Source organism: Pseudopedobacter sp. (genome assembly GCF_040392825.1).
GTDB lineage: Bacteria > Bacteroidota > Bacteroidia > Sphingobacteriales > Sphingobacteriaceae > Pseudopedobacter.
Window position 1 is genome coordinate 1 of record NZ_JBEBVH010000012.1, and the last position, 21,853, is coordinate 21,853.

Consider the following 21,853-nt stretch of genomic DNA (forward strand, 5'->3'; position numbering starts at 1 on the left):
GGATATTATATTCGACCGATTTACTCAAGCTGACTCATCCACATCCAGAAGTTTTGGAGGAACGGGGTTGGGGTTAGCTATATGCAAAAGGATTCTTGAACTTCAGCATTCTGAACTCCGTTTAGAAAGCGAAGAACATAAAGGCTCCACGTTCTTCTTCACCCATACTTTTGAAAAAGCCATAATATCTGAAAACAGTTTCTCCACTGCTCAGACTATGTTTGATAAAAAGACAGATTTAGATGGAGCACATATATTATTGGTTGAGGACAATATAATGAATGTATACATAGCTAAAGCTTTTCTGGAAAAATGGGGAGCAATAATGGATGTGGCAGCAAATGGCAAAGAAAGTTTAGAGAAGTTAGATATCAATAAACATCAGTTAATACTGATGGATCTTCATATGCCTGTAATGGATGGCTATGAAGCAACAAAACAAATGAGAAAAATGGGTGTAAAACTTCCTATTATTGCTTTAACTGCAAACTTACCCTCGGATATAGAATATGAACTTGAAAGGGCTGAAATGGACGATATTGTTGTAAAACCATTTCTGCCTGAAGAACTATTGAATAAGACCTTAAAGCATATCAATAGAAATTAAACAGTTATAAAATAAAAAGGTTGCCATTTTAAAAACGGCAACCTTTTTATTTTATAGTTTGTTCTAACCGTTAGACAATGCTGCCGCACCACTCACAATCTCAGACAATTCTGTTGTAATTGCCGCCTGGCGAGCCTGATTATATGAAAGTTTCAACGCTTTCAATAACTCACCTGCATTATCAGTTGCTTTATCCATAGCTGTCATACGAGCACCATGTTCTGCTGCATGCGAATCTAAAACGGCTTTGTATAATTGCAGTTTAATATTTTTAGGAATCAGATTTTCAACAATCTCTTCTTTAGAAGGCTCCAGGATATAATCTACATTAGAAGAAGTACTATCTTCTTCTACCCTCTCGGCTTTAGGGACTGGTAATAATTGCTCAACAGTCAGTAATTGAACTGCTGCATTTTTAAATTGATTGTAAACAACCTCTACCTTGTCATATTTACCCTCAACAAAACCTTGCATAATAGCTTCGGTAATAGCAGAAACATTTTCAAAGTTTAATTCAGAAAAAAGATCATTATTATTACCAATAACTTTGTAATCGCGCTTTTCGTAATAATCCTGAGCCTTTTTACCGATTGCTATAATTTGCAAATTACCGCTTTGTCTGTATGTATCATATTTTTCTGCAATTAAATTATTTGCAGTTTTCAATACATTTGTGTTGAAAGCACCAGCTAAGCCTCTATTAGAAGTAATTACTACTAACAGAACATTTTTTACTTCACGTTCTTGAGTGTATGCAGAAACGCCATCTTCCAAAGAAGCAGAAAGATTTTTTAATATTTCCTGTAGCTTGTTAGCATAAGGACGTAATTGAATAATAGCATTGGTAGCTCTTTTTAATTTAGCTGCCGATACCATTTTCATTGCCTTAGTAATTTGTTGCGTAGAACTTACCGATGCAATTCTTATTCTAACTTCTTTTAAATTTGCCATTCTTTTTTAGTATCTAGTAGTAAGTATCAAGTACTAAGACCATATAGAAGTCTTGATACCTGATACTAAAATCTTGCTACTTAACTTAATATTTTGCAGAAATTTCTTTCGCTACTGTTTCTAATACGCTTGTTAAACCATCATCAAATTTACCAGCTTTCAAACCAGCCAATACTTCCGGATGACGTTGCTCTAATTGGTTAACGAACTCCTCTTCAAATTCTCTTACTTTGTTAACCGGAACATTTCTCATCAAATTCTTAGTACCCACATAAATGATAGCAACTTGCTTCTCTACAGGTACCGGAGAGAATTGACCTTGTTTCAATATCTCCACGTTACGAGCACCTTTATCAAGTACTAACTTTGTAGAAGCATCTAAATCAGATCCGAATTTAGAGAAAGCCTCTAACTCGCGGTATTGTGCCTGGTCTAATTTCAAAGTACCGGCAACTTTTTTCATTGATTTAATTTGAGCGTTACCACCCACACGTGATACAGAAATACCAACGTTGATAGCCGGGCGAACACCTGCGTTAAACAGGTTAGACTCAAGGAATATCTGTCCGTCTGTAATAGAAATTACGTTAGTTGGGATATATGCAGAAACGTCACCCGCTTGAGTTTCGATAATAGGAAGTGCAGTTAAAGAACCGCCTCCTTTTACCAAATGTTTGATAGATTCTGGTAAGTCGTTCATTTGCTGAGCTATAGAATCATTCGCATTGATTTTAGCAGCTCTTTCCAATAAACGGCTATGTAAATAGAATACGTCTCCTGGGTAAGCTTCACGACCTGGAGGACGTTTTAATAGTAATGATACCTCACGATAAGCAACAGCTTGTTTAGATAAATCATCATAAATGATTAAAGCTGGTCTACCGGTATCACGGAAATACTCACCAATTGCAGCACCTGCAAATGGAGCGTAGAATTGCATAGGCGCAGGATCTGCAGCTGTAGCTGAAACTACTACTGTATATGCCATAGCACCGTTTTCTTCTAAAGTTTTAACAACATTAGCAACAGTACTTGCTTTTTGACCTACAGCAACATATATACAAAATACAGGTTGACCTGCATCATAAAATTCTTTTTGGTTGATAATAGTATCGATACAAACCGCAGACTTACCTGTCTGACGGTCACCGATTACTAACTCACGCTGACCACGACCAATTGGAATCATCGCGTCGATAGCCTTGATACCTGTTTGTAGTGGTTCAGTTACTGGCTGACGATAAATAACGCCCGGAGCTTTACGCTCTAATGGCATTTCATAAGTTTCACCAGCAATAGGTCCTTTACCATCAATTGGTTGGCCTAATGTATTAACAACACGACCTAACATGCCTTCACCTACTTTAATAGATGCAATTCTGTTAGTACGTTTAATAGTATCACCTTCTTTAATCTCATCAGAAGGTCCCAACAATACTACCCCTACATTATCTTCTTCAAGATTCAGTACTATACCTTGTAAACCAGTTTCAAATTCAACCAGTTCACCAGCTTGTACTTTGGTTAAACCATAAACACGAGCGATACCATCACCTACCTGAAGTACGGTACCTACCTCTTCTAATTCTGTTTCTGACTTAAATCCCGACAATTGCTGACGTAAAATCGCCGAAACTTCATCTGGTCTTACCTCTACCATTTTTATTTATTTAGCTTTTTTATTGTTAATCTAATTATTACAAATTCTTTTATGCAAACGCTTTCTTCAACTGGCTTAACTTGCTTGCAATACTGGCGTCATATTGTTTGTCTCCAATAGTTAAAACAAGCCCCCCTATCAAACTCTCGTCTACACTTACATTTAATATTACTTCTCCGCCAAGAATAGATTTTACCTTCTCTACGATTTCTGACTTAGAAGCTTCTGTCAAAGGAGCTGCTGAAACAACTTTTACAGAATTTATGTTATTATGGATATTGTATTGATTGATAAATTCTTTAGCTGCTTCTTCCAAAACTGCAGCTCTTCCTTTATTAACCATGATATTAAAAAAGGAGTGGGTAATATCCTGCATTTTACCTGCAAAAACAGCCGAAAGAATATTCTTTTTCTTATCTAAACTGATAATAGGATTTTTTATCACAGATGCAAGCTCAGAATTTGCTTTAAGCGTTTCTGCAAAAAGCTGCATATCATTCCTAACCTCTTTCTCTAACTTTTTTTCAATGGCCAGGTCCAGAAGTGATTTTGCGTATCTTGATGCTACTTTTATTTCCGACATAATTCTTTCAGTTTCCAGTTCCTGGTTATATAGTTATCAGTTTTTGCTGACAACTAACAACTAACAACTGCTAACGGACAACTAATTTAACTTAATATCTTTTAATAAACCCTCTACTACCTGTTCTTGCTTAGCTTTATCAGCAAATTCCTGACGAAGAACTTTCTCTGCAATTTCCAGAGATAAATTAGCAACCTGAGATTTAACTTCTGCTAGAGCAGCCAGTTTTTGGTTATTGATTTCTACTTTGGCAGCTTCAATCAATTTTGCTCCCTCTACCTGTGCCTGAGTTTTCGCTTCGTTAACAATTTTGTCTTTTAAAGTTTTTGCCTCTTTAAGAATTTCGTCACGCTCTGCTCTGGCTTGCTTTAACAAAGATTCGTTTTCGTTGGATAAACGAGCCATTTCCTGTTTTGCCAATTCTGCTTTGTTTAAAGCATCTTCAATAGAGTTTTCACGCTCACGAATAGCAGAAAGAATTGGTTTCCAAGCTGCCACTCTTAGAATGATCAATAAAAGTACAAAAGCTACAAGTGTCCAAAAAATTAAACCTATGCTCGGAGTTATTAATTCCATAAATTTTAATATATAACGTAATTAAAGATTCTTTTAAAGAAGTCGGAAACTAGGCCAATCGCTTCATTTCCGACTTATAATTTTAGTTGTCTTATGCAGGGTTGTTACCTAAAAGAGCAACTACCACACCGAATAAAGCAACACCCTCGATAAGAGCTGCTGCGATAATCATTGCAGTTTGAATTTTTGAAGCAGCCTCTGGCTGACGAGCAATACCTTCCATTGCTTTGCTACCAACATTTCCGATACCAATACCAGCACCGATTACTGCTAAACCTGCACCAATTGCAGCGATTGAACCTACCATAACTGTTTTAATTTATTATATATGTTTAAACAAAAAGTTTCTAATTAATGATGATGCTCTTCTACAGCTGTACCAATAAATAAAGCTGCCAGCATAGTAAAAATAAATGCTTGTAAGAATGCTACCAACAATTCTAACACAGACATAAACAATACAAAAGCTACTGATACCGGAGCTATAGCAACACTCTTGAATATAAATATTAAAGAGATTAAGCTTAATATAATAATGTGCCCTGCCGTAATATTTGCAAAAAGACGAACCATTAATGCAAATGGTTTAGAGAAAATACCAATAATCTCTACTGCCCACATAATTGGCAATAACCAAAACGGAACATCCGGCTTAAAAATATGTTTCCAGTAATATTTGTTACCGTTGACATTTACCACTATTAAAACTATACCAGCGAGTACTAAAGTAACCGCAATATTTCCTGTGACATTCGCACTTCCTGGGAAAATTGGGATTAAGCCTAATAAGTTATTGAACCAGATAAAGAAGAAAATCGTCAATAACAATGGCATAAACTTTTCGTATTTATAACCAATATTCGGACGGGCAATATCATCCCTTACAAATAGAATTATTGGCTCTAACCATGACTGTAAACCTTTAGGTGCTTTACCTGCTCTTTTCTTATAAGACCCTGCAACACTTAGGAAAACAATCAACAACAATGTAATCGCAACAAACATTCCTGCTACGTTCTTGGTAATAGAAAAGTCTAACACTTTCGCAGAAGCCATTTCATCTACCTGCCCATTAGCGTCTACTACCTTAATATGCTCATGTTGATTAATGTAAGTATAATATTTACCTGCATAAGCAATTGGATGATGATGCTCATCCATCAATTTAGATGATGAAAATACTTCTAATCCTTTATCTGTATAAAGAATAATTGGGAGAGGCAAAGATGTATGCCCCCATAAGTGCCAGCCATGAGAATCGCTGATATGCTCTAAGATTGTAACTGTTGGATCAAATTTTTCTTCCACAGCCTGATGTGCTTCATGACCGTCAACAGTCGCCACATGTTGTAATGTATCTTGTGCTTTTAAAGTGGTATCTTGCTCCTCAAAAGCAAAGGTCTTAAATGACATAAAAGCTAAAAAAAGAGCAAAAACTGTCTTTAGTCTGATTTTTTTGTAATTTAAAATGTGGCTAAAATCCATTGATTCCGTGTTTTTTACTTTTTAATTTGGTGGCGCAAGTTAACTAACAAACAATAGATTTCAAAGACTGTAAATAAGAAATACGCAGAAAAAAAATTTATAACAAAAATAATGGGATCTACAGCGAATTTATTCAGGTAAAAAACAACTAGTAACATACTAAATAACAAGCGGATAACTATTCCCCCCATAGACATTAAAACTTGTCCTTCACCACCGTTTTTTATTCCAAACCACGAAAGTACATATACAACTATTGCAATACCTGCCATGAACCCGAAAATCACCCAATATTTAGGTATAAAATAAGATCTCATGTCAAGTGGATACATCAGTATTAAACTAATTCCTATCAACAATAAAGTATAGGCAGAGAATAAATAAAAGAACTTGCTTAAACTCAAAATAAAAAAATTAATAAAAAGTCATTCTGATGAAGCGCAAATTTAGGAATAGTTTTCCAGATAATCACCAAGCAGTTAAGGCTTTATGATTTTTTATTAGTTAGGTCTTTAAAAACAGTATATAACGCAATTATCACCCCTATCAGGCTTGCAATCCCGGTAATAAGAGGTGTTTTATTCTGTTGAGATTCATCTATTTTATAGCCAATAAAAGTACAGATCCCTATAATTCCAATCATTTGGAATGCTAACGCAGAATACTTAACATAACTATTTGCTGTATTAAGCAGTTGTTTCTTCTTTTCCAGAGGATCTTTCTTTTGCATTGAAAATAGAATTGGTATCTGTAACTCCTGTTTGGCAATATCCGTTAAAATCTGCCCCATTTTCTATAACCAATTTGTTTGACAAAATGTTTCCGTTTACATTGGCAGTCATTTTTAAAAACAAATTCTCTCCTACCGTAATATTGCCTGAAATTGTGCCAGACAGTTCTGCCGAATAGGCATAGATGTCTCCAACAACTTCGCCCGAAGCACCAACAACTACTTTTGCCTGTGAGATTACATTTCCTTGTATTCTGCCATCAATCCTAATATCTCCTTTAGTTGTAAGGTCTCCGGTTATTTCTGTCCCTTCACCAACAATGTTAATTGATCCGGCCTTCTGTTCATTTAGATTATTCTTCTTTTTTTGAAACATCTTCTTAAATCTAAAAATTTATAAATTCTTCTGGATTAACGGCACTTCCGTTCATCCATAATTCAAAATGTAAATGCGGACCAGTTGTATATTCCCCTGTATTTCCTACTACCGCTATAACTTCGCCCGCCCGAACAAAGCTGCCTGCCTTTTTTAGCAAAGCAGAACAGTGCTTATAAAAAGACAGCATATTATCTCTGTGCTGAATGGCTATCACATTTCCTGTTTCCGGTGTAAAAGAGGAAAGAACCACCGTTCCTTCCAAAACAGCTTTAATATTCTCATTTTTCTTTGCAGCTATATCTATTCCAAAATGTTGTCTGCTTTTATCAAAGTGTTCGGTAATATTTCCTTTAATTGGGCTAAAAAATGTAAAAGCGTTTACTCCCTTATGCTCTTTACTTAATTGCTCTACATTTAAATCGAATTGACTCTCAGACTCTATAAGCTTTCTTAATTCTAGCTCCTCTTTGGAAATCTTATTATTTAACGCCTTCGCATTTTTTTGTGCTTCATCGTCTTCAGGCCTTTCTGATTTCCCCTCACTAATCTCTCCATTAATAACACGTTTGATATTTTCTAAATATACCTCATTTTGTTCTGTCAGTTTTGTAAGCGAGTCTATTTTTAAATGCGCATTCACAATCTCTCTTTGCGAAGAAACATCGGAAACACCTATTAAATAGTGTTTCAGTGGAGTTCCTTTTATAATCATCAACGTTAAGAAAACTAAAACAATGGCAAATGCCGCAGTTCCTATAATAAGATACCACAATGACGCTCTAAAAGAAATCTTCTCTTCAAATGTGTTATCATTTAAAATAACCAGTTTATACTTTTCTTTTAATCTTGTTATTAGTTTTTTTCTTTTAGCCATTCTTTTATAAACATGGGTATCTGGTAAACATTTAAGATACTATTTTATTATTTTGACTTTTTAATTTTGACTTTAGACTGTATATATTTAATATCTTTAGTCCCGTAAATATGACAATATAGAATATTTTTGCTCGTATTTGAATTGAATTTTAAATTTATTGATTTTGAACGTACATATTAAACGTATTCTTAAATACTCATCTTTCTGTATATTTTTAGTAGTAGCTGCCTGCGCCTCAAAAAAATCAGGAAAGAAAGTATCTTTCATGAAAAACTTAACTGCTCATTATAACATTTATTATAATGCATCAGAAATGTTAAAGACAAGTGAGCTCAATTTCAAGAATGCCAATAAAGACGATTACAATAATTTATTAGAAATTTTCCCTATACCAACTAAAGAATCATCAGAAGCCGAATCTGGAAATTTAAATGAAGTCATACTCAGGGCGAACAGAATCGCTTTAGAAAAGTATGAAAGCAATTGGATAGATGACGCTTTTTTATTACTGGCAAAGGCAGAATACTATAAAGGGAACTTCTTTAATGCAGCAGAATATTTCAGCTATGTTTCTCAGAACTTTCCAAATGAAAAAAAGAATACAGTAGAAGCTCTAGTTTGGCATGGAAAATCGCTATTCGCTTTAAAAAAATACCAGGAAGCAGACTCCGTTTTACAACTAGCCTATTCCAAAAATCAAAAAGCGCATAGAGCCGAACTAAATGCAGCTCTTGCGAAATCATATCTCTACCAAAATAAATTGACAGATGCAGAATTCCATCTTATAAAAAGCGTAAATTTTGCAAAGGATAGATATTCCAAAATTAGATGGACCTATATTCTGGCTCAAATACAGGAAGAAATTGGAAATCCTGAAGCTGCATACGGTAATTACGGAAAAGTAGTTAAAAGTAACGCTTCCTTCGAAATGTCCTTTAACGCTAATTTAGCTCAGGTAAGATTAAAAGAGTCTGCAAGCGGGATACAGTTTAATAAAATAGCGACTTTACACCGGCTGTTGAAAGAGGATAAAAACAAAGAGTTTAAAGATCAGATATACTATCAGATTGGTCAATCTTACGAAGATTTATCTAATCTGGATGACGCAATTAAATATTATAATATTTCTGCACATACCGAACCTGGCAGCGCTAAACAAAAAGCGCTTTCCTATTTAAGGCTTGCCGAACTTAATTTTGATTCGTTGAAAAATTACTCAAAGGCTCAACTTTATTACGATAGCACACTACAAAACCTTCCAAAAGAGTACCCTTCTTTTAACGCAATCTCTTTAAAAGCTAAAAATCTGCAATATCTTGCCGACAGACTTATTATAATTGAAAAAGAGAATGAACTATTGATGCTGAGTAACCTGTCGGAAGAAGAGCGGTTAAATTACATAGACAAAAAAATAAAAGAAATTCAAAAACAAAAAGAGGAAGAAGAAAATGTATCTGCACAAGCTAGCAATAATTTAGCGTCTAATCTATCTAATACAAGTACCAATATCGAGAAAGGAAACAGCGAAGCTTTTTATTTCAATAACAGTACTGCAATTTCTCAGGGAATAAATGAATTCAAAAAAAGATGGGGCAACAGAAAACTGGCAGATAATTGGAGAGTTAGTGCAGGGGTTGCAAATACTTCGTTAGATCAAAATCCCAATCTTACCGATCCATTACAGCAGCTTAGTAACGCAAAAACCAGCAGTTCTAATCTGGATTCATTGCGTAACAGCATGTTAAGCACAATTCCTACAACACGGGAACAAAAAGAGCTTGCTTTAAATAAGATTAGAAATGCAAGATACGAGATTGCAATGTTCTATAAAGATAAACTGAATGATGACAAAGCTGCTATCGAAGAATTAGAACAGTTATTAAAAGAATATACTTTAAACGATCTGAAAGTAGCAGAACTTTATTATCAATTGTACAGATTATATGAAGAAATAGATGCTTCAAAATCGGAACAATACAGAAACCTTATAATTAAACATTTCCCAGAGTCTGTATATGCAAAAGCTTTAATTAACCCTGATTTTGGTAAAGAAAAAGAAGCCGCTTTAGCCCGTTTAAACAAACTTTATGAAGATGCTTATTTAAGTTATACTAATAAAAAATACGCAGAGGCTATAACAAAGATTAATGGGCTGGAAGCTCAGACAGAAGAATACCCTTCTGAAGCTGCGAAACTTGCGTATTTAAAAGCGTTAGCTATTGGCCATACAGAAAAAGCTCCCGCTTTTATTTCCAGTTTAGAAGAAATTCTAAAAAAATATCCGAACGATACAACAGTTAATACGCAAATTCAGAATCAGCTTACTTACATAGCAAATAACCGGGCTTTATTTTACAATAGACCAACGGCTCTTTTAAACTACGATCCGAATGAAGTCATTCCAACGACAAATACCATCAGCAATAAACCGAATTTGACGTCGGAATTGCCAAAGGAAATAACAAGTCCGCAACCGTCGGCAAAAAATATCGAAACAATAAAGAAGGAAACACCAAAAACAACAGCAGCGGTACCAAAAGATATATTAAACTCCGCAGACAATGCATCAGTGGCTGAAACGAATAAAACGGTAAAAGAAACTGAAAAACCTAAAGTAATTAATTTCAGCAACAATATCAGGATTAAACATGCCGTTGTTGTAGATATCAGAAATGCTACAATGAATGTTGCCAAACCTTTTGCAGCGCTAACAAAACATTTTTATACTAACTTTGCACCAGGTTCTGTGAATCTATCAATAAGAACCATTGGAAACACCGACAAGTTGATTATTGTAAAAGGTCCGTTTACAAATAAAGATATGGCAGAAAAAGCATTAGCAGAATTATCTGGTTCTCTTTCAGAAATTTTAGGCTTGAAAGAAAATGAGTTTACTTCATTCATTATCTCGGATCCTAATTTACTTTTGATCAATAGTACGGAGAGTTTGAATCAGTATTTAAATTTCATAAAATAAGATGCAGAAAAAAAACACCCTTTTAACTGAAGACATTAAAAGGTACAACAAATATTTTTGGAACTGTGTAATTGGCGTTGTAGCATTTGTAGCATTAATTATTATTGCTACCGGCTTTGGATTATTCGGTGAATTACCTTCTTTTAGAGATTTGGAAAATCCCAAAAGCAACCTGGCATCAGTAATTTATGCAGAAGATAAAACAGAACTGGGAACATATTATGTTCAGAATCGATCGAACGTAAGATTCAAAGATATCTCTCCAAATGTAATCAATGCTTTGGTAGCCACAGAGGATGTTCGTTTTCTTGATCATTCCGGAATAGACTTTAAAAGAACTTTTTCTATAATTATTTATAATCTTATAGGGAAGAAACAAGGGGCAAGTACCATTACTCAACAATTAGCACTTAATCTGTTTTCGGGGCAAGCAAGAGAAAAATCTACGCTAAAAAGAATTCCTCAAAAGCTGAAGGAACTTATTGTCGCTGTAAAATTAGAACGCAACTATACGAAAGAAGAAATCATTACGATGTATTTAAATACTGTTGATTTCGGAAATAATTCGTTTGGCATTAAAGCTGCTTCCCGAACCTATTTTAGCACTACACCTGCGAAATTAGACCCTGCACAAGCGGCTACACTGATTGGCATCTTAAAAGGAACAAGTCTTTATTCTCCGACCAGAAATCCAGAACGCTCTTTAGGCAGAAGAAACCTTATCCTTCAAAAAATGGCTGATGAAAACTTCATTTCAGAAGATGAAGCACAAAAGCTTAAACAAAATTCTCTTGGACTTAAGTTTAACCCAGCAAGTCATAGCGAAGGATTAGCGACTTATTTTAGAGCAGTTCTCAAAAAGGATATCCAACAGACTTTAAAAGAACTTTCTATAACTAAAGCAGATGGCACTCCATATGATTTGGATAGAGATGGATTGAAAATTTACACGACCATCAATACCAAAATGCAGCGTTATGCAGAAGAAGCTCAGAAAGAATATATGAGAACATTACAACAGGAATTCAATAACCATTGGAAAGGCAGGAACCCTTTCAAAGGCAATGAAAACCTGATTAAGCAGGGCATGAAGCGTTCCGACAGATACAGGGCTTTGGTTGAAGAAGGTTTATCCGAATCAGAAATTGAAAAGAATTTCAATACACCAACCGATATGGAGATTTTCAGCTGGAGAGGTAATATTGATACTGTAATGAAACCCATAGATTCTATAAGGTATTATAAAATGATTTTGAGAAACTCGATGATGAGTATGGATCCAAAAACCGGTGCTATAAAAGCATGGGTTGGCGGTATCAACTTCGAGCATTTCAAATATGACCAGGTCAAGATGGGTACACGACAAGTTGGTTCAACAGCTAAACCTTTCACTTATGCTGTGGGCATCGATAACGGATACTCTCCTTGTTATCAGGTGAACAATGTTCCCTATACTGTTACCGGTTATGGAGAGCCCTGGACTCCAAGAGGCCATGTCGCAAAACAAGGATACCTAACCCTAAGACAAGCACTGGCTCTATCGCAGAACTATATTACTGCCTGGGTAATGCAACAAGTGGGCCCCGAGAGCGTGGCGGCATTAGCTCAGAGAATGGGAATCACCAGTAATGTGCCTCCTTATCCATCAATTGCCTTAGGATCTTTCGAAGCCTCTGTATATGATATGACGGGCGCTTATAGCACTTTCGTAAATCACGGTGTATGGACAGAACCCATGTATCTTACCCGTGTTGAGGACAAAAATGGAAATGTTCTTTTCGAAAGAAAACCTAAAGTTGTAGTAGCATTAAATCCTCAGACAGCCTATGTAATGACTTACATGTTAAAAGGTGTTGTAGAGCAGGGGACTGGTGTAAGATTGAGATATAGGTACGGATTAACAAATCCTATAGGCGGAAAAACAGGTACAACTAACGATAACTCTGATGGTTGGTTTATGGCTATTACGCCACAATTAGTTACTGGAATTTGGACTGGCTGTGAAGACAGGGCTATTCATTTCAGAAGCACAAACTTAGGAGAAGGTGCTAATACAGCTTTGCCTATCTTTGCCTTATTTATTAAAAAAGTTTATGCCGATTCATCTCTTGGAATTACCAAAGGAGACTTTGAACAGCCTGCAGGAGGAGTAACTACAGTTTTGGATTGTAACCAGTACCATCAAGGGACAGGCGAAGAAGGATCCTCAGAAAATTTAAATGAAAGATTAGGATTTTAAAATTCGTCTTTCTGTCAAATATTAGAAGGCATAATAGTTTAAGACTATTATGCCTTATTTTTGTCTTATAAAATGCTAATAGAGTAGAGGTTTTCCATAAATAAAATACAATATCAATACATTTGATAGATACTTATCTTTAAGGATTTTTCGTCTTTAGCTTTTTATTAGTTTTTACCTTAGCTATGTTTGATTATAAAATACATTTAAGCAAGATCCCACATAAACCAGGTATTTATCAGTATTATAATGATGAAGGTGAGATCATTTATATTGGAAAAGCCAAGGATTTAAAAAATAGAGTAAGCTCTTACTTTATCAAAGATAATTACAAAATTAACGCTAAGACTAAAGTCTTAATAAATAAAATACGGGATATAAAGTTTACTATCGTAGACTCTGAAGTAGATGCTTGGCTTCTTGAAAACAGCTTGATAAAAAAGCATAAGCCAAGATATAATGTCCTATTAAAAGACGACAAAACCTACCCCTGGATAGTCATCAAAAACGAAAAATTTCCAAGAATACAGTGGACAAGACGCATTATAAAAGACGGCTCAAAGTATTTAGGTCCCTATCCTTCAGTTGCAATGATGCATTCCATTCTGGATTTAATAAAAGAAAGTTATCAGCTCAGAACCTGTAACCTTGCTCTTACTCCGCCAAATATCGCTGCTGGCAAATTCAGGGCATGCCTGGAATATCAGATCGGAAACTGTAAAGCTCCATGTGAAGGCTTGCAAACCGAAGAAGATTATAAAGCCTCGATAGATGAAATTAAAGATATTCTGAATGGAAAAACCAGCCAGGTAATTAAACGCCTAAAGGAAAAAATTAATGAAGCAGCGGGATCATTAAATTTCGAATTGGCCCACCAGTTACAGAAAAAATATGAATTGTTAGAGAAATATCAAAGCAAATCTACAATAGTCAATTCTTCCATTACCGAAGTTGATGTATTTAGCATAGCTTCAGAAGAGAAAGTTGCCTTCGTAAACTACCTGAAAGTAATGCATGGTACCATTATTCAGACTCAAACTATAGAGATAAAAAAATGTTTGGATGAAACTGATGAAGAATTACTTGCATTAGCCATATCGGAATTTAGGAATAGATACAAAAGTCAATCAAGAGAAATTATTGTTCCTTTTGAAATAGATATTGAAGACGAAAAAATCAAATTCACTGTTCCAAAAGCAGGTGAGAAAAAAAACCTGCTAGACCTTTCTTTAAAAAATGTTTTATTCTTTAAAAAGGAGAAAATAGAACAGTATGAGAAATTAAATCCTGAAGTAAAAGTAGAAAGGTTGCTCACAAAAATGCAGAAAGATCTGCGTTTAACTGAACTTCCTCAACACATTGAATGTTTTGACAACTCAAATTTTCAGGGAAAATATCCTGTTTCTTCAATTGTAGTTTTCAAAGATGCAAAACCTTCCAAAAAAGACTACCGTCATTTCAACGTTAAAACAGTTGAAGGCCCCAACGATTTTGCCACTATGGAAGAGGCTGTTTACAGACGCTATAAGCGCATTTTAGAAGAAAACCAAGCACTACCTCAATTAATAGTTATAGACGGAGGGAAAGGCCAATTATCTTCTGCTGTTAAAAGCTTAAAAAAACTAGGTATATACGATAAATTGGCTGTTATTGGAATTGCTAAAAGGTTAGAAGAATTGTACTACCCCGGCGATCAGTATCCTTTACATTTAGATAAAAAGTCGGAGACCTTAAAAGTTATTCAGCATTTGAGAGATGAAGCTCACAGGTTTGGTATCACTTTCCATAGGAAGAAAAGAGATCAGGGTACTTTAAAAACAGAATTGGAATTGATTGAAGGTATTGGTAAAACTTCGGCCGAAAAGTTATTGAAACACTTTAAATCTGTAAAGAAAGTAAAAGAAGCGACAGAAGAACAGCTTCTGACTATTGTTAACAAGAAGCAGGCAAAAACAATTCTGGAATTTTTTAATACAAAAAATTAAAAGCCAGTTTACATATGTAAACTGGCTTAGAAACAATACCTTTAGCCTGCCTGATATTAGTACTCCCACAAATCTTGCTCATATTGCATTAGACCCTTTTTGATTCTGTCTGCTTCAAGAAGTTTATCTACGCCATTGGCTAAATCTTTTCTGTCTTTAATTCTTATATCTTCCGGATTTGATTCTTTTGTTATTACACTGGTAAAGAACCTTAACTGCATAGCATCATCAAAACTATATCCAATCTTATCGTTTTGGTGTGCTATAGTGTATTTACAAAGTCTGTCTCGTACAGATGGATAGTTTACCCAAACCACAGGCTGCATATTCAATAGTAAGTCTCCTAAGTTCTCTCCACCTGCAGGTCCATTCTGACCTGGTAATGCCGGGCCTGTATTTAAGTTAATAGAGTTTGGAACTATAACCGCAATACCTACAATGAATGGTTTGAATTCAGACCTGTTCTTATCAAAATACCAATCTTCAACTATCCGCAAGCCAAATCTCACATTTTTCTCGTAATCACTAAATTCCTCATCACTAACTATACCTAAAGTAGTTAAGGCCCCATCTATAGTAGCGCTATCTACATCCATTTCAAATTTATCGGAGTTATAGCCGTCCATTCTTCCCGACCTTACTTCATCAAGTATAATTCTAATGATATTTTTCTTGGGCTCAGCAGCTACTAAATATTTATTGGAATTTTCTGCGAAGAAAACATCTCTCCAAACCCGCTTACTATAAGTCACATCATCTGCTTTTACCTTTGGCAAAGCGGGAGCACAATTAATACTGTCTTTAGAGACATTTTTATCGTACTTAACCGAATCTGCAAAATCATGAACAGATTTAACAACAGCTTTTTTCTTCTTCTCAGTTTGTGCGCTAACTTGTGTTAAAGTAAAAAGCACCACTAACACAGAAAATATTCCTTTTCTAATCATTTTATCTTCCTATTTGGATACTCACAGGAGTTTCTAAATTCACAGTTTTCCCTGTTTCACCTACTGCCGATATATTTAAGAAATAAATTACATCGCCAGGGGCTAAACTACTTATTACCTGCTTAACCTGACCTGCAAAGTTATCATCATTAGACTGAATAATAACCGCGTCTTGTCTTGGCTTTTGCGCGAACAATGTAAATTTGCTGATCCTGTATTTAAAATCAAAATCAAAATTTCTTAATTCCGCTTCCAACTTCCCAGTGCTTTTTGCTGTAGCAGCACTTACAACTCCAGAAGCTCTTCCCGCGAAAGTCGCAATTGGGGGCGGAACTTCCTTAATCCTGAATTTGGTAGTTCCCAGAACCTGAGATTTTCCTGGAGCCAATTCTGCTGAAACAGTCACAATAGCTTCACTCCCCCCAGAAACTTTAGCAATATACTTTCCATTAGAACCCGAAAGCGAACCTCCGGTCATATTAACCTTTAACTTCTCTTTTGGAATTCCGGGAGCAGAAACTGAAATTGGGTTGTCCGGACCAATGTAAAGAACATTCATTTTATCCGGAGAAACTACCGCAGAAGGTCTTGCCACAGTATAACTTTGCTCTGGAGTTTCATATGTTTTTATAGTGCCATCGGTCTGTTGTACGCGAATAGTTCCTTTCCATTTAAACTCGCCCTCACTATTAGTATTTAAAGTATAAATACCTCTACCGTCTCTTGTAGATAATTTAGATCCATTAACGGTTATATCGGGGTTTTGTTTTGAATCATAAGCTGTTAGAAAAACCTCTGCTGTATATGGTTGCCCCTGAATGACATAAGAAGTTGGAGCTACCGCAACTGCGGCAAATGCATCTAATGTAACTAAAGCTTCATCCATTTTAGAAAGGAATTTTCTAACAACTACATTTTCCGCATTCTTTACATCGGTTTGAATTTTAGAAAGAATAGTAATAGTAGCTGTCAAAGGTGTTCCATCTCCAAAGTTACTTTGTTCCCAATTCTTTTTAGTACCATCATTTGCAGGTTTCTTAGGATCAACCGCTTCTAAAGAAAAAGCAACAGAAGCTCTGTCTTTTGGATCTACCAAAGCCAATAATTTCTCTCTGGTTTCATTAATTTTTTTCTTCAGTTCCTCTCCTTTTTTCTGATTAATCATGATACGGGGAGAAACGTCCAAATCGTCTCTTTTATTTAATTCTCCGGTTTCGACATTACGACCGCCACCTTCTGTTTCCAGAGTTTTCTTTAATTGATCTACATAAGTAAATAATTCTCCGGCGACAGTTTTTGCCTGATTTATTTTATCTAAAATTGGTTTCGCTCTCTCCGGATTCTCTTTCATTTTAGTCTGTTCGAAAGCATTTACTGCCTGGTCTAAACTTTGACTAACGTATTCCGTTGAGGTCACCAAACTATTATTTAGGGTAGAAAATGCATTTAAAATGGTATCAGATACATTTAGTGCTAACATAGCCATAAGCACCAGGTACATAATACCAATCATCTTCTGCCTTGGGGTTTCCTTACCACCTGCCATTTTTTAACATTTAAAAGTTCAACAAATAAAGAATTAAAAAATTACGCTCGTGGTTGATTCATTGCAGAAAGCATATTACCATAAACAGCATTTAAGCTTGCCAAGTTTTTAGACAATTTACCAACTTCTTCTTTAAACTGTTTAGAATCATCTAAAGACTCATTAAAATTATGCATGGTCTCAGATAAGTTTTGGTAAAATTTGTTCATTGTCTTTAAATGGACATTAGAATCTTGCAACTCTAATTCATAAACTGCATTTAATGCCGATATATTTTTACCTAGATTTACAATTTGTGTATGGTATTCTTTAGATGCCTGAGAAGCCTGTACCACTTCCAACACACCTGTGCTGGCTTTCTCGGCCGCCAGACCTAGACCTTCAACTTTTGTAGAAGCTAATGAAATCTTATTGGCAAAATCTGCAGTAGCTACCGATGCATCTGCAGCATTAGAAATAGAAGCGATTTTTGTACTGAAATTATCCAATCCTTCCTTCACTTTTGCCGCAAAATCGTCTCCTATTTTTAAATCAGGAAATGCTGATCCGCTACCAACATTACCTTTTATCTCTAACTCATTTAGTTTTACAGCTTTACCCATATCCGGTAAATCTCCGGCAAAGTCGTCTGACAATTGCGGATATACTTTTTCCCATTTCGGATCTTTGTGTGGGGGTTGAAAACCCATTAAGAAGAACAGCAACGCCTCTACCAAAAGTCCGGCAGATATTACTATACCTCCACCAGGCCAGTGCATAATTTTAAATAATGCTCCAATGATAACAACAGTTGCACCCCAGGACACAATAGCGTCCATAGTCACTTTGAATTTTTTCTTTCCAGCCATAATTTTATGCTAAGATTTTAGTTATTCTATAATTTGTTTAGTTAAGGTTTCATACGACTTGGTTTATCCTTAATGTCTCTTCCAACGAATGGAGTAACACATCTAAAACCAATTGAGGAACGGGTAGAATCCGGATATTCGTAAGATTTAGCTGAGTTTTGTAAAAAATAACCAATATCTTTCCATGACCCTCCTTTTACGACCCTTCTTTTGTCATAATCAGGATCACCATCTTTTACTGCTCTGTCATAAGATGGATTTAATGTATTTACATAGGCTGTTGCCGTTGGATTATAAATCGAACTGGTCCATTCAGCAACGTTACCTGCCATATTATAAAGTCCGTAGTCATTTGGAAAATACGATTTTGCGTATACTGTAAAAGCTCCGCCGTCATCAATATAATTTCCCCTTCCTGGTTTGAAGTTAGCTAAAAGACAACCTTTTGCATTTCTGATGTAAGGACCTCCCCAAGGATAGGTAGTCCCAACTCTTCCTCCTCTTGCAGCATATTCAAATTGCGCCTCTGTAGGCAAATCATAATCTAATCTTGCTGGCAAGTTTCTTGAGGTTTTATAGGCTTCATTTAATTTAGATCTCCACACAGTGAAAGCTTTTGCTTGTTTCCAACTCACACCAACAACTGGATAATTAGCAAAAGAAGGATGAGAAAAATAGCCTTTGGTCATAGGATCATTCTGAGCATAAGTAAAATCAGAAATCCAAACCAGCGTGTCCGGATAGATATAAACTTCTTCTTTTACAATGAATTGATCTCTTGTGATTCCTAAACCGTTTTTGTTCCTGTTAGGATCACGGGCACCCCTCATATCGGCAGCCTTTCTATAATCTATCCACTCATAATCGTATTTCAACTGCTCTACATTCAGCTCTTTTTTTCCAAAAAAACTTTCGTTATCCTGGTAATACATATTTTTATTAAGCTCTTCGACAATTGTTTTATCTCCCCAAATACCCTTTCCCGATTGTACTTTTTTCCAATCAATGAAAGTAGCACTGGCCGTTGCATCTTTCCCTTTAGGCTTAAGCATATATTTTTCCGAACCGGTACCTAATCTTTTTATGGCAATAGAGTCTCTTACCCAATGTACGAATTGCTTGTATTCGCTATTGGTAATCTCTGTTTCATCCATATAAAAAGCGGAAATAGTAACTTGTTTATTTTGTGGAAATTGAGATATCGTAACATCCTGGTCTACTTGCCCCATTACAAAAGTTCCTGCAGGAATATAAACCATTCCATATGGTACTTCCTGCCTAACTGCCTTTTGAGATTTAACTCCCGTTAATTCTCCTCTTCCTCCCGTTGTGCCTCCCCCACATCCTACCAACAATCCCAATGATATTAATAGTACTGATGAGTATATAATCTTCATTTTCTTCTGTTACAATTTTCTGTCTTTGAAGCGCTAAATTAGTTATTAGACATTAACTATAAATAATTTAGGACAATAAATTTGCATAAAGTTGCAATTTTGCTCCCTAAGCAAAACTAAATGCATACTCATTGTATCAACCAATTTATTTAAAATATCTAAAATACAGCCGCAAATTCATTTTATCAATACCAAATATAGGGTATTTTTTAAATGTTGCTATAAACCGTATTACGATATATGTTTTTTTTTGTTTCAAAAAAAAACCGCAGCCAAATAAAAAAAGCTACGGTTCCCAGAGTATTTTTATATTATTACTTTATTGACTTAATGTATTGCTCTATAGCCATGGTCATTGAAGGTGCTTCTGGCGTTGGTGCTGGAATATCTAAAATTAAGCCTGCATCTAAAATAGCTTGCCTTGTGGTGTTCCCGAAAGCAGCTATCCTTGTTTTATTTTGTTTAAAGTCCGGAAAGTTTGTAAACAAAGACTGGACACTGGACGGACTAAAAAACACAATAATATCATAAAACACATCGGCCAAATCTGATAAATCTGATACTACTGTTTTAAAAAGTACAGCCGGTGTAAAATCGATTCCCTGGTTTCTCAAAAAAACTTCCGTTGCCTCTGCTGCAACATCCGAACATGGATAAAGGAATTTCTCACCACTATGTTTTTTCAATACATCTGCCAAATCTTTTGCAGTCTGTTTACCGAAGAATATCTTTCTTTTACGGTATTGTATATATTTCTGAAGATAAAGCGCTATAGATTCAGATATGCAGAAATATTTCATCTCGGCAGGGACTTCATATCTCATCTCTTCACAAACTCTAAAGAAATGATCTGCTGCATTTTTACTTGTTAAAATTACGGCTGTAAAATCGGGCAAGTTAATTTTATCTTTCCTAACATCTTTAGCTGGCACACCTTCTACATGAATAAAAGATCTGAAATCAATTTTGAGATTCAACGATGCGGCTAAATCGTAATAAGGTGATTTTTTGCTTTCTGGTTCTGGTAAGGTAACCAAAATGCTTTTAACTTTAGTCTTTCTATCTTCCAACTGAGATTGCATAAATATATTTTTTATATATTAAGAGCTTTTATTAGTATTATGATAGGACATAATTCAAAGGTGCAAAGGTACAGAAATAAATAAAATTTCGAAAGTTTATATCGAGACAATATATTTACCCCTACTCTAAGCAGCTGCAGCCCGAAACTTAAACACAAAAAAGCAATTCCCCCCCATAGAAACCAGATGTTGCTATTCACACTTAATGTAAAACAAATAACTAGCGGAATAAAGAGTAATGAGGCATTAAAAAAAGAGAGATAAATACTATTCACATATTCTTTAGTCACTTTTTGTACATTGAAAAAATGCCCAAGAAATCTAAGCCCAAGAATTTTTAGTGCTAATCCGAATCCAAATATTAAAGAGGCTGCAATAAAAAGATTAAAGCCTTTAATTTGCAATTCTAATCCATATCTGTCTAAAGCGATGTATGCAAAAAGCCCAATGAAAAAGGAATAAAGCACATAAGAAAACAGAAAATACCACGAACTAAGAATATTTTCTTCTTTATTGATTTGGGAAAAAACTCTATCATCATAAAATGCTTGAAATATAACAGACATTTTTTTTCCAAACACAAGCCGTAAAATAGCGAAACAAACAATCAGAAAGATTAATACGAGAATTTCCCAGGTTGGGTATTTTACTATTTCTTTTCCTGCTTTGTATTCCTCTTTTTTAACATGCTTGGGTCCTAAAGTCAAAAATGTATGATCACGAACAATATATTTTTCCAGCATTTCTTTTACAAACAGGTTTTCTCTTTTCGCATTAGGAGAAACAAACATCCTGGTTAGTGAATCTCTGATATATTTAGCCTGAGCAAGCTGTGCAGAATCTGCCTTCACATAAGCATAGTTTCTTCTGGCTTGCACATGAACAGTATCTGGGGAAGCACCTAACGAATCATTTTGAGCATAAGTTCCCGAGAGGAAAGTCAAAAGAAAACACAAGAAAAACAAAAGTGTCCTGAAGTTCATA

20 protein-coding genes are annotated in these 21,853 nt (G+C 35.2%); 4 read left to right on the top strand and 16 right to left on the bottom strand.

Translation table 11 applies throughout. The features are described 5' to 3' along the window. On the top strand, nucleotides 1-607 hold a 607-nt coding region (locus tag ABWO41_RS01660; protein ID WP_353132428.1), incomplete at its 5' end, for an ATP-binding response regulator. 63 nt (nucleotides 608-670) lie between these two features. Here ABWO41_RS01660 and atpG read toward each other — a convergent pair. The 10 genes from atpG to ABWO41_RS01710 form a co-directional block, all read right to left on the bottom strand. Beyond that, the gene (gene atpG, locus ABWO41_RS01665; protein ID WP_353132431.1) at nucleotides 671-1,558 is read right to left on the bottom strand and encodes an ATP synthase F1 subunit gamma; all 888 of its coding nucleotides are present in this window, start codon (nucleotides 1,556-1,558) and stop codon (nucleotides 671-673) included. Nucleotides 1,559-1,643: 85 nt separating this feature from the next. Next, nucleotides 1,644-3,218 (bottom strand): F0F1 ATP synthase subunit alpha, encoded by a 1,575-nt coding sequence (atpA, locus tag ABWO41_RS01670; RefSeq protein ID WP_353132434.1) that lies wholly within the window; start codon nucleotides 3,216-3,218, stop codon nucleotides 1,644-1,646. 49 nt (nucleotides 3,219-3,267) lie between these two features. After that, nucleotides 3,268-3,801 carry an ATP synthase F1 subunit delta gene (atpH, locus tag ABWO41_RS01675; RefSeq protein ID WP_353132437.1) on the bottom strand — a complete coding sequence of 178 codons (534 nt, stop codon included), beginning with the start codon at nucleotides 3,799-3,801 and terminating at the stop codon, nucleotides 3,268-3,270. Nucleotides 3,802-3,882: 81 nt separating this feature from the next. Continuing rightward, nucleotides 3,883-4,377 (bottom strand): F0F1 ATP synthase subunit B, encoded by a 495-nt coding sequence (locus ABWO41_RS01680; RefSeq protein WP_353132440.1) that lies wholly within the window; start codon nucleotides 4,375-4,377, stop codon nucleotides 3,883-3,885. Nucleotides 4,378-4,468: 91 nt separating this feature from the next. After that, entirely contained in the window at nucleotides 4,469-4,684 is a 216-nt protein-coding gene (atpE, locus tag ABWO41_RS01685) for an ATP synthase F0 subunit C (protein WP_013633540.1), read from the bottom strand. Nucleotides 4,685-4,728: 44 nt separating this feature from the next. Then, entirely contained in the window at nucleotides 4,729-5,862 is a 1,134-nt protein-coding gene (gene atpB / locus ABWO41_RS01690; RefSeq protein ID WP_353132443.1) for a F0F1 ATP synthase subunit A, read from the bottom strand. 14 nt (nucleotides 5,863-5,876) lie between these two features. Beyond that, the gene (locus ABWO41_RS01695) at nucleotides 5,877-6,134 is read right to left on the bottom strand and encodes a hypothetical protein (RefSeq protein WP_353132446.1); all 258 of its coding nucleotides are present in this window, start codon (nucleotides 6,132-6,134) and stop codon (nucleotides 5,877-5,879) included. A 215-nt stretch (nucleotides 6,135-6,349) separates the two neighbouring features. Continuing rightward, the gene (locus ABWO41_RS01700; RefSeq protein WP_353132449.1) at nucleotides 6,350-6,592 is read right to left on the bottom strand and encodes an AtpZ/AtpI family protein; all 243 of its coding nucleotides are present in this window, start codon (nucleotides 6,590-6,592) and stop codon (nucleotides 6,350-6,352) included. Then, nucleotides 6,549-6,968, bottom strand: a complete 420-nt coding sequence (locus tag ABWO41_RS01705) for a bactofilin family protein (RefSeq protein WP_353132452.1) — start codon at nucleotides 6,966-6,968, stop codon at nucleotides 6,549-6,551. The genes ABWO41_RS01700 and ABWO41_RS01705 overlap by 44 nt, the downstream gene beginning before the upstream one ends. A 10-nt stretch (nucleotides 6,969-6,978) precedes the next feature. Beyond that, nucleotides 6,979-7,845 (bottom strand): M23 family metallopeptidase, encoded by an 867-nt coding sequence (locus ABWO41_RS01710; protein ID WP_353132454.1) that lies wholly within the window; start codon nucleotides 7,843-7,845, stop codon nucleotides 6,979-6,981. A 166-nt stretch (nucleotides 7,846-8,011) separates the two neighbouring features. Between ABWO41_RS01710 and porW the strand changes: the two genes are divergently transcribed. The 3 genes from porW to uvrC all read left to right on the top strand — a co-directional run bounded on the left by porW (nucleotide 8,012) and on the right by uvrC (nucleotide 15,049). Beyond that, nucleotides 8,012-10,825 (top strand): type IX secretion system periplasmic lipoprotein PorW/SprE, encoded by a 2,814-nt coding sequence (gene porW / locus ABWO41_RS01715; RefSeq protein ID WP_502945624.1) that lies wholly within the window; start codon nucleotides 8,012-8,014, stop codon nucleotides 10,823-10,825. A 1-nt stretch (nucleotide 10,826) separates the two neighbouring features. Then, nucleotides 10,827-13,064 carry a transglycosylase domain-containing protein gene (locus ABWO41_RS01720; RefSeq protein ID WP_353132460.1) on the top strand — a complete coding sequence of 746 codons (2,238 nt, stop codon included), beginning with the start codon at nucleotides 10,827-10,829 and terminating at the stop codon, nucleotides 13,062-13,064. 185 nt (nucleotides 13,065-13,249) lie between these two features. Then, entirely contained in the window at nucleotides 13,250-15,049 is a 1,800-nt protein-coding gene (gene uvrC, locus ABWO41_RS01725) for an excinuclease ABC subunit UvrC (RefSeq protein ID WP_353132463.1), read from the top strand. Nucleotides 15,050-15,105: 56 nt separating this feature from the next. Here the strand turns inward: uvrC and porN are convergent, their stop codons facing one another. From porN to ABWO41_RS01755, 6 genes are all read right to left on the bottom strand, one after another. After that, on the bottom strand, nucleotides 15,106-15,996 hold the full coding sequence (gene porN, locus ABWO41_RS01730) for a type IX secretion system ring subunit PorN/GldN (protein ID WP_353132466.1): 891 nt from the start codon (nucleotides 15,994-15,996) through the stop codon (nucleotides 15,106-15,108). Between the two features lies 1 nt (nucleotide 15,997). Then, nucleotides 15,998-17,542, bottom strand: a complete 1,545-nt coding sequence (gene porM / locus ABWO41_RS01735) for a type IX secretion system motor protein PorM/GldM (protein WP_353132469.1) — start codon at nucleotides 17,540-17,542, stop codon at nucleotides 15,998-16,000. A 41-nt stretch (nucleotides 17,543-17,583) separates the two neighbouring features. Beyond that, a complete protein-coding gene (porL, locus tag ABWO41_RS01740; RefSeq protein WP_353132472.1) occupies nucleotides 17,584-18,390 on the bottom strand; it encodes a type IX secretion system motor protein PorL/GldL in 807 nt (268 codons plus the stop codon). Between the two features lie 41 nt (nucleotides 18,391-18,431). Continuing rightward, nucleotides 18,432-19,787, bottom strand: coding sequence for a T9SS ring complex lipoprotein PorK/GldK (gene porK / locus ABWO41_RS01745; protein ID WP_353132475.1), 1,356 nt, complete (start codon nucleotides 19,785-19,787; stop codon nucleotides 18,432-18,434). Nucleotides 19,788-20,101: 314 nt separating this feature from the next. Next, nucleotides 20,102-20,869 carry a uroporphyrinogen-III synthase gene (locus ABWO41_RS01750; protein WP_353132478.1) on the bottom strand — a complete coding sequence of 256 codons (768 nt, stop codon included), beginning with the start codon at nucleotides 20,867-20,869 and terminating at the stop codon, nucleotides 20,102-20,104. Nucleotides 20,870-20,880: 11 nt separating this feature from the next. Then, complete coding sequence (locus ABWO41_RS01755; protein WP_353132481.1) at nucleotides 20,881-21,852, bottom strand: DUF4271 domain-containing protein; 972 nt, start codon at nucleotides 21,850-21,852, stop codon at nucleotides 20,881-20,883. Nucleotide 21,853 lies beyond the last annotated feature (1 nt).